This is a genomic window from Arthrobacter sp. ov118, assembly GCF_900116495.1.
Taxonomy (GTDB): Bacteria; Actinomycetota; Actinomycetes; order Actinomycetales; family Micrococcaceae; genus Arthrobacter.
Map to the genome: position 1 here is coordinate 208,692 of NZ_FPAY01000004.1, position 13,229 is coordinate 221,920.

Genomic DNA, 13,229 nt, shown 5'->3' on the forward strand with positions numbered 1-13,229 from the left:
CCTGCGAAGGGGTTGCCAGCGCGGAGTACCCTCGCACGGATAAAGTGATGCGGGACCGGGAGGCAAGAATGATTGAGGCAGCAAAGAGTGGCGGTGCGCCCGCGGCCAGCGACCAGTATGTGCAGTCGTTGGCACGCGGGCTCGCCGTGATCCGTGCCTTCGACACCGAACACCCCAAAATGACCCTGACCGAGGTCGCGGCCCGGACTGAACTGACCCGGGCCACGGCGCGGCGGTTCCTGCACACCCTCGTGGAGCTGGGCTATGTCCGCACCGACGGCAAAATCTTCGCCCTAACCGCCAAAGTGCTGCAGCTCGGCTACGCCTACTTGTCCGGGCTGTCCCTGCCGCAGCTCGCCCAGCCCCACCTGGAGGAGCTCTCGCTCGAACTGGGGGAGTCGACGTCGGCCGCGGTGCTCGAAGGCACCGACATTGCTTACATCGCCCGGGTTTCCACCCGGCGGATCATGACGGTCGGGATCACGGTGGGCACCCGGTTCCCCGCCTACGCGACCTCGATGGGCAGGGTGCTGCTCGCGGCCCTGCCGCCGGCAAAGCTGGACGACTACCTCGCGGCGGCCCAGATTCGGCCGCTCACTCCCGGAGCAATCGGCACGCGAGCGGCCCTCCTGGCCGAACTGGACAAGGTCCGTGCCCAGGGCTGGTGCCTGCTGAACCAGGAACTGGAGCTGGGACTGATGTCCGTCGCGGCGCCCGTCCACGACGGGCCCAAAGTTGTCGCGGCCGTGAACGTCTCGCTGCAGGCCCAGACGGTGTCTGCACAGCCCGACCCCGAGGGCTACCTCAGGATGGTCCGCGAGGCGACGCTGGCCACGGCGGAACTCATCTCCGGGGACTTGACCTCCGGCCGGTAGCGCCTCCAGCCGCGCTGTCCTGCCGTTTTTCTGGTGTCAGTGCGGCTAGGATTTCACTGGCTAGGATGTCGCAGCCTGGCACCTTCCGCACACCTGCCCGCAAAGGACGCCATGCCCGAGAACAATACGACACCTTCACGACGCGCCGCTGTGGTCATCAACCCCGCGAAGTCGGTGGGCGAAGCTCTGAAGGGCGCCATCTTCCGGCTTTGCGAAACGCAGGGGTGGGCGGAACCGCTCTGGCTCGAAACCACCGTGGAGGATCCCGGTGTCGGCCAGACGCGCGAAGCCCTTGAGGCCGGGGTCGACGTGGTCATCGCCGCCGGCGGCGACGGCACGGTCCGTTGCGTGGCGGAAGTGCTCGCCGGCACCGGAACGCCGATCGGACTTGTGCCGCTGGGGACCGGCAACCTTCTGGCCCGCAACTTGGGCGTTGACATCAGCGACCCGGTTTCCGCCTGCTTCGACGTACTGAACGGCAGTGAACAGGCGGTGGACGTGGTCACGGCCCAGCTGGACGGCTCGCAGCACGAGCAGGTCTTCCTCGTGATGGCGGGGCTGGGGTACGACGCCGCCATCATGGCGGACACCGTGGATGTCCTCAAGGACCGGATGGGCTGGCTCGCCTACGTGGAGGCCGGCATCCGGAAACTGCCCGGAAAACCCGTCAAGGCGACGATCAGTGTCGACGGCGGCCACCCCATCCATCGCCGGGTCCGCAGCGTCATGATCGGCAACTGCGGCCGGATCATGGGTGGGGTCGAAATCTTCCCGGAGGCCAAAATCGACGACGGGATCCTCGACTTGCTGGTCCTTGCGCCGCGCGGGAGGTTCGGCTGGCTGGGCGTCGTTGCGGGCATTTTCGGCAGCAACAAACGCGAGACCGAATCCGTGGAGTACTTCCGGGGCGGCGTGGCGGAGATCCGCCTGGAAGTCGAACAGGAATTCCAGTTGGACGGCGACCACTTGGGCACCGGAAAGCGCCTGACCGTGCGCGCGGAACCGGACGCCTTGAAGATCCGGATGACCGCACCGAAGGACTAACGCACCGCTGCTGGCTACAGGGCGGCCGGCCGGTGCGCCAGGATTTCGGCGAGTTCGGCCAGCCGATGCGCGCGGGCGGACTCGGCCGGTGTGAACGGCTCGCCGGGCCGGTAAAACGTAATCGGCCCATGCCATGCCGTCGGGATTCTCAGGACTGTTCCGTCCCCGCCCGCAGCAGCCGGTGCCTCGGCGCTGCCGGCCGGCTGTCCCGGAAGGATCCGGGCCCGCAGCAGTTCCGCGACGGCCAGCGGCAGCTCATCCGGGTTGGCGGCGATCCGGGCAGCCAGGCTCAGGGCCCCGGTTTGTCCGTCGGCCATGGCCAGGGCAGTGGTTGGCCAGACGTGCGGATCCACCCCGCCGCCCGCGCGCAGCGTGCGGAGCAGCTCGGACTCACGGACTTCACCCGGCGCGGAGAGCACGAACTCGTCCAGCACGCCGCCGGCCACGGGATGGACGTGGATGCTGAGGATGTTCGTGTCCAGTCCGGCCAGGGCCTGCGTGAGCTTCTGCAGCGACCCGGGTTTGTCTCTGAGCACGGTCCGCGCCCGCCACAGGGCGGGCGCGGCAACCAGCCGTTTACGGTGCCGCAGGGCCGGTGCGTGCAGCCAGCCCCGGAGCATCCGTGCTGCCGATGGTTCGGCAACCCAGATCACGAGGATGGTCGCAGTCATGGTCAGCACCAGGACCTTGGCGACATAGGGCAGGTGCGTGCCCACCACGGCCGCATGCACCAGCAACTCGATCGGCAGCATCACGGCGATATTGGCCAGGGTCAGCCGCGCCTTGGTCGGTTCGGGCATCTGGCCGCAGACTTCGCAGCTCAATTCGGAGGTGGCCGGAGACTGGGCTTTGCTATCTCTTTTGCTGCGGGCTGGGTGCGTCATGCTCCCATGATTCCCGCTGGCTGTTTCGGCAGGATTGCGGCCCGGTGACGGTTAGGAACCGCCCGAGGGCCGCCGCTGGCGCGGCTAGCGGCTTGCGGCGTGCCGGAAGCTGTCCTCGTGGCCGCCCGTGGCCACGTGCGCGCTCCCCGCCGCGGTTCCCACTGCGCTGGTGCGGCCGCCGTCGGGTTCCGGACCGGCGAGGCGCTCCAGCAGGTCCCGGATCTCGGCCAGCAGCGCGGTGTCGGCCGGGATTGGTGCTTCCTCGGGTTGCCCGGCTGAACCCAGCCGGTTTTTGACCATCCTGTTGATCCTGTTCATGGGGGCCACGAAGATGAAGTACACCACGGCAGCGGTGATCAGGAAGGTCAGGAAGGCGGTGACGACGGCGCCGATGTTGACGAAGGTCTTGTCGTTGCCCGGCCAGATGTGGAAGCCCAGCCCGTCGGTCTCGACGCCGCCCACCGCGGCGATGACCGGGTTCACGATGTTCGAGGTGAAGGCGCCGACCAGGGCGGTGAAGGCGGTACCGACGACGACGGCGATGGACAGTTCGATCACGTTGCCGCGCAGGATGAAATCCTTGAATCCTTTGAGCATGGGAACCTCCGGTGGGTGTTGTTGCTTCAACCGCTAGACGCTACCAGCTTGCCGGCGCCCGGCAGATTCCGATCAACGGATTTCGGCTGCGTCCGCCGTGCCGTTTCGGCGTAGAGTCCAATGTGGATGCCAATGCCGCCGTCGTACCACGTAGACCGCAACGAAAGGCGCCCGGCGCATGAAAACTACCCCGCGGGCATGGCAGTGAAGGCTGGTACAGCGAAGCTGTTCGCCGATATGCTCACCATCGCGCCAGCCAACAAGGACCACCGGGTTGCCTTCCGCTGCGCCGTGGGCGTCTTTGTCCCCCTGATCACCCTGGTCCTGCTGGACCGCCTGGATCTGGCCATCTTTGCCTCCTTTGGCGCCTTCGCCGGGATCTACGGCCGCAACGAGCCGCATGCCAGGCGCCTGAGGCAACAGGTCCGGGCAGGCGGGCTCATGCTCGTGGTCATTTTGCTGGCCGCCCTCACGGCGCGTGTGGACGCGCTGGTCGGGCTTTCGGCTGCCGGCACCACCTGGCTTCTGGTCGCCGCGACCACCATGGTGGCCGGCGGCTGCTCCTTGGTGGTCGCCTGGTGGCGGCTGCGCCCGTCGGGTTCGCTGTTCCATATCTTCGCGTTTGCGGCCATCGCATCCATCCCCAACCAGCCGCCGCTATGGCAGTGCATGTTGGTGGCGGTGCTCACGGTGGTGTTCTGCCTGCTGGTCGGCCAGTCCTCACGCGTGGCCCGGAGCCGCCGGACCCCGTGGGTGAGCCCGAAACCGGTGAGCCTGACGCCGGCTGAGAAGCGCGCTGCGTGGCAGGAGAGCGGCGGCTACGTCGTGGCGGCGGGCCTGGCGGGAACGCTGGGGACCCTGGCCGGTCAGTGGATCGGGATCGGCCACAATTACTGGGCGATGGTGGCCGCCGTCGTTCCACTCGTGGGACACACCACCCGGCACCGGGTTAGCCGGGGCCTGCAGCGCATCGCCGGGACTGCCCTCGGGCTGGTGCTGCTCGCCGGGATCCTGCTCCTGCAGCCGACGCCATGGCAGACGGTGCTGGTGATTGCCGCCTGCCAGTTCGGCGCGGAGATGTTCATCGCCCGGCAGTACATGCTGGCGCAGGTCTTTGTCACGCCGCTGGCCCTGACCTCGACGCTTCTCGTGGCACCCGTGCCGCCCGGCATCCTGCTCCGCGACAGAATCGTGGAGACCGTCATCGGCGCCACCGTCGGCATCGCCGTCGTGCTGGCGCCCGGCGCGTGGCGCCGCCTGAAGGGCCGCCGGGGTACAGCGGCGCCAAGGCCCCTACCCTAGGAGTGCTCGACGCCGGCGCCGGTGCGGGACGTTGCGGCGATAGTCTGCGGGACGAAGGCGAGGGCGAGGACCGCCAGGACCGCGGCGGCGGCAAAGACGTAGAAGCCCCAGGGGTAGGCGATCCCGGCGGCCACCAGTGCGCCGGTGACGGCCGGGCCCAAGATCGCCCCGAGCCTGCCCACGCCCGCGGCGAAGCCCAGGGCGGTCCCGCGGAGCCGGACCGGGAAGAGTTGGCTGACCCAGGCGTAGACCAGGACCTGGGAACTGAAGACGAACACGCCGGTCACAAAGACGGCGGCGTAGAGCACGATTTCATTCTGGATCTGGATGCTGAGCGCGGCGAGGAACACGGCGGAGAGGCCAAACCAGAGCAGGACGATCCTCTTGGTGCCGTGTCGGTCCGCCAGGACCCCGGCGATCAGGAGGCCCACCACGGCGCCCACGTTCAGGACCAGGAGCAGGGCGAGGCCGGCGTTCAGGCTGTAGCCGGCGGAGGCCATGAGTTGTGGCAGCCAGGTGTTCAGGCCGTAGACGAGCAACAGCCCCATGAAGGATGCAACGGCCACGCCCGCCGCAATCCGCGGGTAGGGCTTGCGGCCCAGGTCGCGGAAGCTGGCGCGCTCTTCGGCCGGCGCGGCCGGCGCCGCGGCCGGCGTGCCGATCGGAGCGCGGCCGGGGACGCCCGCCGGGGACTTGGCCGCTGCGGGGACATGGTGCACCGGCGGGAGGGTTTCCGGAAGCTTGAACCACAGGAAGGGGGCCAGGACCAACCCTGCCAAGCCACCCACCACGAACATGGTCCGCCAGTTCGGAATCACCATCAGGGCCAGGAATGCGGTGGCCACGGCGCCGACGTGGTAGCCGGTCATGGTCCGGGTGGTGGACTTCCCGGCCGTCCCGGCAGGCGCGTAGTCGTTCATATACGCCAGCGCGGCGGGCAGGCAGGCACCCAGGCCGAGGCCGGCGAGCAACCGGAACGTGCTGAACCATGCCACGTTCGGTGCGAAGACGACGGCGATCGTAAAGACGGAGAACCATGTCACGCAGGCCACCAGCAGGTTGCGCCGGCCCAAGCGGTCTGACATCGGGGCGATGAACAGCGCCCCGAGCCCCACGCCCACCAGGGAGATGGTGGCCGCGAACGTCGCCCCGACTGCGTCGAAACCAAGTTCCTGCGACTTGATGAGGACGGGGATGACTGTGCCTAGCACCACCAGGTCAAAGCCGTCCAGCACCATGGCCAGCCAGCAGAGCCACACGGGCCACCGTGATTTGTTATCCAACGACGTCGTTGACATGGCTACCTCGGGGCTGTTCGCTACGTGGTTTCGGCGCCGGCGGGCGTCGGCCAAGCTTTTGCTGACGTGAGAGTTTTACCACTCCCGGGTGTTGCATGGAACACTTAAAACCATTCAGCGGAAGGGAAACCGTGGCCAACTCGAATTCCGGCGACTCAGTGGTTGATCGGGTCCTGCGGCTCATTGCCGCTTTCCCGGAGGGCGTCACCGCCCTGCAGCTTTCGGAGCTTGCTGCCCGGGCGGGACTGCCCCTGACCACGGCGCACAGGCTGGTCCGGCAGCTGGCCGGCCACGGGGTGCTTGAAGTGGGCCCCGGCGGCTCGATCAGCCTCGGGCTGCGGCTCTGGGAGCTCGCCAACCGCAGTTCCCGCACTCTTGAGCTCCGCGAGGCCGCCCTGCCCTTCATGGAGGACATCCAACAGGTCCTTAACCAGAACGTGAACCTTGCCGTGCTGGACGGCCAGGAGGCGCTTTTTGTGGAGCGGCTGTCCCGCCGCGGCTCCGTTGCCAACCGGGCGCAGGTGGCCGGCCGGATGCCCGCGCATGTGTCCTCGGCCGGGCTGGTGCTCATGGCCCACCAGCCGGCCGCCGTCCAGAGCGAGTACATCGAAAGCTTCAGCGACCCGACCGGCAGGCTGGCCGGGGAGGATCTCCGCATCCTCCTCGGCGACGCGGCCCGCGAGGGCTATGCCCAGCTGGCCGGCGTCGTCGACCCGGACACGTGGGGGATCGCCGTCCCCGTGCTGGATCGCAGGAAGCGCGCCGTGGCGGCCCTCGGCGTCGTCGTTCCGCTCCGCGAGATGCGTCTGGCGGCGCTTGTTCCCGTCCTCCAGACGGCGGCCCGCGGGATCGCGCGGCGTCTGGGGGAGTCCCGCGAGACCCCCGGGTTCCGTTCAACGGAAGCGATGTAACGCGGATCACGCCGCGGGGAGCACACTGTTAGTCAGACAAGCAAACCGGCTCCGGGCCCCGCCTGACTCCCAACCCCCGGGGCCCGCAATGAAGCGAGAAGCACATGGCACAGCGCAAAGTCCTCACCACCCAGGTCGCAATCATGGGTGCCGGCCCGGCCGGGCTCATGTTGTCCCACCTGCTGGCCAAGGCCGGCATCGAATCCACCGTCATCGAGATCCGCAGCCATCAGGAAATCTCCGAGACTGTCCGTGCCGGCATCCTGGAGCACGGCTCCGTCAAGATGCTCCTGGACAGCGGTGTCTCTGACCGCGTCCTGCGCGACGGCGACCGCCATGACGGCATCGAACTGCGCTTCAACGACGAAAGCCACCGGATCGACTTCCAGGACCTCGTCGGGGAGTCGGTCTGGCTCTACCCGCAGACCGACGTGTTTCTGGATCTCTCCGGCCGCCGGAAGGCCGACGGCGGCGACGTCCGCTACAGCGTCACGGACACCTCCATCCACGACATCGAAGGCAAGCCCAAGGTCTGGTTCACGGATGCAGACGGCGTCGAGTACGAACTCCAGGCCGACTTCATCGCCGGGGCGGACGGCTCCCGCAGCCACTGCCGCTTCCAGATCCCCGAGGCGCAGCGGAAGTGGTACTTCCACGAATACCCCTTCGCCTGGTTCGGCATCCTCGCCAAGGCCCCCCGGAGCTCGGACGAACTGATCTACGCCAACTCCGCGAACGGCTTTGCGCTGATCAGCCAGCGGACCGAGACCGTCCAGCGCATGTACTTCCAGTGCGACCCCAACGAGGACGTCAACAACTGGAGCGAGGACAGCATCTGGGAAGCCTTCCGCAGCCGCGTCAACGGAAACGGCTTCGAGCTCAAGGAAGGGCCGGTCATCGACAAGATGGTCCTGAAGTTTCGCAGCTTCGTCCACGCCCCGATGCGGCACGGCAACCTCTTCCTCGCAGGTGACGCCGCGCACACCGTCCCGCCCACCGGGGCCAAGGGCCTGAACCTGGCGCTGAATGACGTCAAAGTGCTCTTCGAAGGCCTTGACAGCTTTTACTCGACCGGCTCCACGGTGCTCCTGGATGCCTACAGCGACCGCGCCCTGGACCGCGTGTGGAAGGCCCAGCAGTTCTCCTACTGGATGACGTCCCTGCTGCACACCCCGGCCGACGCCGACGACTTCTCCCGCGCCCGCCAGCTCGGCGAACTGAACACCGTGGTGTCCTCCCGGCACGGCCGCGCCTACCTCGCAGAGGCGTACACCGGCTGGCCGGGTGCGCACTAGTGCCCCTGCCGCGGCGGGCATTTCTCCATCGACACGCATCCGGGCCAGGACTAGCCTTTAACCGTCCCAGCTTGACCCGACAAGGACGACGGAGAGGTGTCCGATTATGGGAGCCGTAGAGAATGCTGAACTGGTCCGGCGGGGGTACACGGCCTTCAACGCAGGGGATATGGCGAGCCTCGGCAGCATGTTCGCCGAGGACGCGCTCTGGTACGTAGCCGGAAGCGGCGCGCTGTCCGGAGTTAAACGGGGCCGCGACGAGATCCTGGCGTACTTCGGTGAACTGGCAGCGCGGACCCAGGGTTCCTTCCAAGCCAACCTCGAGGACGTCGTCGGCGGGGAAAACCACACGGTGGCGATCCAGCAAACCCAGGGAAAAAACAACACCAAAACCCTGGACATGGCCACCGTGATCACGTTTGTGGTCCGCGACGGAAAGATCACCGAGGGGCGCGAATTCTTCGAGGACACGGCCAAGGCGGACGATTTCTGGACCTAGCTCTGCACATAGTTCTGGACCCGGCAAAAGCACCGGGCGCCGGCCGCGGGGCGGGGACATGACGCCCCCGACCGGCCAGGCGGCGCGGACCCGCGTCTCCATCATCGGCGGCGGCATCGCCGGACTCGCTCTCGCAGCGTGCCTGGACACCCGGCGCTTCGAGGTCACCATCAGTGAACAGCGGGCAGGGCTTCCCGCCGTCGGGACGTCCCTGGCCATGTGGCCGGCCGCGCAGCAGGCCCTCGCTGCCGTGGGCATCCTCGACGCCGTCAGGACCTCCAGTCCCGCCGTCGAGGGCGTGGCAGTGCGCGATCCCGCCGGCACGATCCTGACCACCGCCAGGGCCGCCGGGCTTTTCGGGGTTTCCCGGATTGAGCTCATCCGGGACCTCGACGCCGCGGTTCCGGCCGGCGTGCAACGGGCAGCCGGCCGCATCGGCGGCGTGCGGCGCGATGAATCAGGTCTGGTGGTGGGGGCCGACGGCGTTCACAGCGTGGTCCGCCGCGACTGCTGGGGCGCGCGTGCGGGGGCACGGATCACGCCGTTCCTGGCGGTCCGCGGGGTGGTTCCCGGTCCGCTGTGGAGGGAGCACTCGGGCGAGTACTGGGGCCGGGGGCACCTCTTCGGGATCGGGCCTGCGGCGGCCGGGACGAACTGGTACGCGGCGTTCCGCTCCGGACGGGAACCCGGCAGTTTCAGCGTCGCCGAGGTCCTGGCCGAAACCAGAGGACGGTACGCCTGCTTTGCTCCGGCGATCCGCGAGGTCCTCGCCACCGCGGTGCCCGACACCTCCCTGGCCCAGAGGGTCTGGACCACTCCGCCCCTCGGGCGCTATGTCCGCGGAAGGGTGGTGCTGGTGGGAGATGCTGCCCACGCCATGACGCCCAATCTTGGCCGCGGCGCCTGTGAGGCCCTGGTGGATGCTGTGACCTTGGCGGACATGCTCAACCGCCGTCCCCTGGACGAGGGGCTGGCTGCGTATGAGCGCTCGCGGCACGTGCGCACGCAGGCTGTGCGGGCGGCGTCGTCGGCGGTGATGCGGCTGGCGCTGGCGGAGCGTGCGCAGCCGGTGCGGGACGCGCTGCTGGGCCTGGCCGGTCGGTTGCCCGGATTCCGTTAGTCCTGATCCAGGTTCTTAGTCCTGATCCAAGGTTTCGGTCAGATGGTGCGTGGGAATCCGGTCCTGGTCATAGGTGATCTCGGTGTAGCCGTGCGGTTCCGGTTTGCCGGACGGGTCCAGGTTCACGAAGACGATCTCATCGATGGTCAGGATGCTGCGGCGTGTGATCATGTTCCGGACTTCGGCGCGCATGGTCAGCGATGTCCGGCCGAAACGGGTGGCCGTCAGGCCCATTTCGATCAGGTCGCCCTGCACCGCGGAGCTGACGAAGTTGATTTCGGAGATGTATTTGGTGACGGCCCGGCCGTTGCCCAGCTGCAGGATGGCATAGATGGCCGCCTCCTCGTCGATCCACTTCAGCAGGCTTCCGCCGAACAGCGTGCCGTTCGCGTTGAGGTCTTCAGGCCGCACCCATTTGCGGGTGCGGAAAGTGATGTCGGCCGGTTCCATAGTGCGAGACTAGCCGACGCCGCAGTGGCGCTTCGAGTGTGACGGGCAGGCCCGGCCGCCGCCGCGCCGCACCCGACGCGTGCCGGGGCGTCAGGCCATGGCGGTGTGCGCGGCGCTGTGTGAATCGATGGCCTTCGAGTAGCAGTACGAGTGCTCCACGCCCACGTAGGGTCCGAAGTTCGGCACCGGCTCGAAGCCCGCATTCTGGTAAAACTGCCGTCCGTCCGTCTGCACGGAGCCGGCTTCGGCCCTCAGGGTGGTGATTCCCAGCGCGTGCGCGTGCGCTTCCAGCGCGGCGAGGATGGAACTGGCAACGCCCGAGCCCCGGGTGTACGGGAGCACGTAGAGCCGCTTGATCTCGGCAGTGTGCTTGTCCAGGATCCGCAGGCCGCCGCAGCCCACCGGCTGGCCGGAGGCCTTGTCATGCGCCACCAGGAACACCGCGGTGTCGGCTTCCGACGGCGGCGGCCCGGGTTCGTGGTCGCTGCGGCCGAAGCGGGCGTCGAGTTCCGCCTGCTGCGCGGCGCGCAGGTCCGTGCCGACGGGGTTGGCCCATGTGACCTGGCGTATGTTAAGCCGCGGATTTGTCTGCATCACTGCCTCGATTCGCCGAAGTGTTATGCAGTGTAAGGCTAGGCACCAGCGGTTTCAGCTGTGTTTCCTGCCGGTAAGCGTTGCGCTACAACGGCCGGCCGGTGGGATCCTCCGCCGTCGGATCCGCCAACGCCAGGCCGCCCACGGGACTGTCGTCCCAGTGGATGAGCTCCCAGCCGTTGTCCGGATCACCTTCCAGCGCCACGATGCCGGTATTGTCCAGAACGTGGCGGATGGCAAAGTCCGGTTCGATGTTGCCCGCCCGCAGGCCGGCCCACACCCGGATGGCTGCGCCGTGGCTGACCACAGCCACGGACCCTGAGTCTCTGGCTCCGTTTGCCCGTGCCACTATTTTGGCGATCGCGGCGTCGTAACGCTCGAAGAACTCATGGCCGCTGGGTCCGGCCGGCATCCGGCGCTCCAGTTCGCCGTCCGCCCAGGCAAAAATCGTGCCCAGGTAGCGTTTGTGCGATTCGTGGTCCGTCCGCTTCTCCAGCGCCCCGGCCTCGATCTCGTGAATGCCCTGAAGCACCTCGGTTTCCAGCCCGTGCACCCGCGCGAGGGGTCCGGCCGTGATCTGCGTCCGGAGCAGAGTGGAAGCGTAGATGGTGTGGATGGGCTCGTTGGCAAGGGCGCGGGACAACGCCTCAGCCTGGCGCTCGCCCAGTTCTGTCAGCCCCGGGCCCGGGTGGGCAGTGTCCAGCTGCCCGAGGACGTTCCCGGGCGTCTGGCCGTGACGGATGAGCAGGAGCCTCATTTGAGGTGGTCCACCAGCTTGTCGGCGATGCCGGTGTAGCTGCCGGGGGTGAGGGCCAGCAGCCGTGCCTCCGCGTCCGCGGACAGGCCCAGGCTCTGGACGAATTCCTGCATTCGGGCGCCGTCCACGCGGTGTCCGCGGGTCAGGTCCTTGAGCCGCTCGTACGGGTTTTCCATGCCCTCGACGCCGGCGATGGCCTCGGCGCGCATGACCATCTGGATGGCCTCACCGAGGACCTCCCAGTTCGTGTCCAGGTCGGCGGCCAGCACGTCGTCGGCGACCTTAAGCCGGTCCAGGCCCTTGGCGACGTTCGAGATGGCGAGCAGCGAATGGCCAAACGCCACGCCGATGTTGCGCTGCGAGGAGGAATCAGTCAGGTCGCGCTGCCAGCGGGACGTGACCAGCGTGGAACCCAGCACGTCCAGCAGGCCCGAGGAGATCTCGAGGTTGGCCTCGGCGTTTTCGAAACGGATCGGGTTCACCTTGTGCGGCATGGTCGAGGAGCCAGTGGCACCCGCCACCGGGATCTGCACGAAGTAGCCAATCGAGATGTAGCTCCAGATGTCGGTGCAGACGTTGTGCAGAATGCGGTTGAAGCGTGCGACGTCGGCATAGAGTTCTGCCTGCCAGTCGTGGCTTTCGATCTGTGTGGTCAGCGGATTCCACGTCAGCCCGAGGCCTTCGACGAAGCCCTTCGCGACGCGCTCCCAGTCTGCGCCGGGGACGGAGGCGACGTGGGCGGCGTAGGTGCCCGTGGCACCGTTGATTTTGCCGAGGTATTCGGTCCGGGCAATCCGGTCCAGCTGGCGGCCCAGCCGGTGCGCAATGACGGCCAGTTCCTTGCCCAGCGTGGTGGGAGTGGCGGGCTGGCCGTGTGTGCGGGAGAGCATCGGCACGGCGCGGTTGTCCTCGGCCATCTTGCTGATCTGGGCCACGAGGGCCCGGGCGGCCGGGAGCCACACGTCTTCCACAGCTCCCTTGACGCCGAGCGCGTAGGAGAGGTTGTTGATGTCCTCCGAGGTGCAGCCGAAGTGGACCATGGCGGTCAGGTGATCGATCCCGATGCCGGCCAGGCGCCGGCCGATGTAGTACTCGACGGCCTTGACGTCGTGGACCGTGACGGCCTCGATCTCGGCCAGTTCAGCGACGGAGGCGGCGTCGAACTCGGTGACGATCGCGCGCAGCTGCTCCCGCTGTTCCGCCGTGAGCGGGCCGGCGCCGGGCAGGACGCTGTTGCCGGTCAGATGGATCAGCCACTCGACCTCCACAGCCACGCGGTCGCGGTTCAGGGCCGCTTCGGACAGATAGTCGACCAGCGGCGCGACCGCGGACTGGTAGCGGCCATCCAGCGGACCGAGCGCGATCTGGTGGTCGGACGCGGCGAGGGCCAGGCGTCCGGACGGCGTGCGGGTATCAGCTGTGGCGGCAGTTTCAGGCATAGGCCGATTCTTTCACGAAGTGTGGCCGGGCCTTAAGCGCACCGGTTCGTGTGACCTTGCCAGGTCGATTGCCCGGCGGTGTCGGGTTGTTGTCCACATAGCCGGACTGCACTATTCAGCAGGGGATGGCCGCCCACTAGCGTCGGCTACATGCTCAGTGGAAT

The 13,229-nt window shown here is 67.8% G+C and carries 14 protein-coding genes; 7 read left to right on the forward strand and 7 right to left on the reverse strand.

What is annotated here, in order from left to right:
- Window positions 1–68 precede the first annotated feature (68 nt).
- Together BM372_RS10640 and BM372_RS10645 are read left to right on the forward strand one after the other, a co-directional pair.
- Window positions 69–875, forward strand: coding sequence for an IclR family transcriptional regulator domain-containing protein (locus BM372_RS10640; RefSeq protein WP_090955118.1), 807 nt, complete (start codon window positions 69–71; stop codon window positions 873–875).
- A 111-nt stretch (window positions 876–986) separates the two neighbouring features.
- Entirely contained in the window at window positions 987–1,919 is a 933-nt protein-coding gene (locus BM372_RS10645; protein ID WP_090954954.1) for a diacylglycerol/lipid kinase family protein, read from the forward strand.
- A 14-nt stretch (window positions 1,920–1,933) separates the two neighbouring features.
- On the opposite strand, the gene BM372_RS10650 is transcribed toward BM372_RS10645, so the two are convergent.
- Window positions 1,934–2,803, reverse strand: coding sequence for an ACT domain-containing protein (locus BM372_RS10650; protein WP_090954956.1), 870 nt, complete (start codon window positions 2,801–2,803; stop codon window positions 1,934–1,936).
- Window positions 2,804–2,887: 84 nt separating this feature from the next.
- The gene (mscL, locus tag BM372_RS10655; RefSeq protein ID WP_256214191.1) at window positions 2,888–3,400 is read right to left on the reverse strand and encodes a large conductance mechanosensitive channel protein MscL; all 513 of its coding nucleotides are present in this window, start codon (window positions 3,398–3,400) and stop codon (window positions 2,888–2,890) included.
- A gap of 198 nt (window positions 3,401–3,598) precedes the next feature.
- On the opposite strand from mscL, the gene BM372_RS10660 reads away from it, so the two are divergent.
- The gene (locus BM372_RS10660) at window positions 3,599–4,702 is read left to right on the forward strand and encodes an FUSC family protein (RefSeq protein WP_256214192.1); all 1,104 of its coding nucleotides are present in this window, start codon (window positions 3,599–3,601) and stop codon (window positions 4,700–4,702) included.
- On the opposite strand, the gene BM372_RS10665 is transcribed toward BM372_RS10660, so the two are convergent.
- A complete protein-coding gene (locus tag BM372_RS10665; protein WP_090954958.1) occupies window positions 4,699–6,000 on the reverse strand; it encodes an MFS transporter in 1,302 nt (433 codons plus the stop codon). The genes BM372_RS10660 and BM372_RS10665 overlap by 4 nt on opposite strands.
- A 131-nt stretch (window positions 6,001–6,131) precedes the next feature.
- Here BM372_RS10665 and BM372_RS10670 point away from each other — a divergent pair, with 131 nt between their 5' ends.
- The 4 genes from BM372_RS10670 (at window position 6,132) to BM372_RS10685 (ending at window position 9,825) form a co-directional block, all read left to right on the forward strand.
- The gene (locus tag BM372_RS10670) at window positions 6,132–6,911 is read left to right on the forward strand and encodes an IclR family transcriptional regulator (protein ID WP_090954960.1); all 780 of its coding nucleotides are present in this window, start codon (window positions 6,132–6,134) and stop codon (window positions 6,909–6,911) included.
- A gap of 104 nt (window positions 6,912–7,015) precedes the next feature.
- Complete coding sequence (locus BM372_RS10675) at window positions 7,016–8,206, forward strand: 4-hydroxybenzoate 3-monooxygenase (RefSeq protein ID WP_090954962.1); 1,191 nt, start codon at window positions 7,016–7,018, stop codon at window positions 8,204–8,206.
- Between the two features lie 106 nt (window positions 8,207–8,312).
- Complete coding sequence (locus BM372_RS10680; protein ID WP_090954963.1) at window positions 8,313–8,705, forward strand: nuclear transport factor 2 family protein; 393 nt, start codon at window positions 8,313–8,315, stop codon at window positions 8,703–8,705.
- 58 nt (window positions 8,706–8,763) lie between these two features.
- Window positions 8,764–9,825 carry an FAD-dependent monooxygenase gene (locus BM372_RS10685; RefSeq protein ID WP_090954964.1) on the forward strand — a complete coding sequence of 354 codons (1,062 nt, stop codon included), beginning with the start codon at window positions 8,764–8,766 and terminating at the stop codon, window positions 9,823–9,825.
- 15 nt (window positions 9,826–9,840) lie between these two features.
- Here the strand turns inward: BM372_RS10685 and BM372_RS10690 are convergent, their stop codons facing one another.
- The 4 genes from BM372_RS10690 to purB form a co-directional block, all read right to left on the reverse strand.
- Window positions 9,841–10,275, reverse strand: coding sequence for an acyl-CoA thioesterase (locus BM372_RS10690; RefSeq protein WP_090954966.1), 435 nt, complete (start codon window positions 10,273–10,275; stop codon window positions 9,841–9,843).
- Window positions 10,276–10,365: 90 nt separating this feature from the next.
- A complete protein-coding gene (locus tag BM372_RS10695) occupies window positions 10,366–10,869 on the reverse strand; it encodes a GNAT family N-acetyltransferase (RefSeq protein ID WP_090954968.1) in 504 nt (167 codons plus the stop codon).
- An 85-nt stretch (window positions 10,870–10,954) separates the two neighbouring features.
- A complete protein-coding gene (locus BM372_RS10700; protein WP_090954970.1) occupies window positions 10,955–11,626 on the reverse strand; it encodes a histidine phosphatase family protein in 672 nt (223 codons plus the stop codon).
- The gene (gene purB / locus BM372_RS10705) at window positions 11,623–13,065 is read right to left on the reverse strand and encodes an adenylosuccinate lyase (RefSeq protein ID WP_090954972.1); all 1,443 of its coding nucleotides are present in this window, start codon (window positions 13,063–13,065) and stop codon (window positions 11,623–11,625) included. Before purB ends, BM372_RS10700 begins: the two co-directional genes overlap by 4 nt.
- Between the last annotated feature and the right edge of the window lie 164 nt (window positions 13,066–13,229).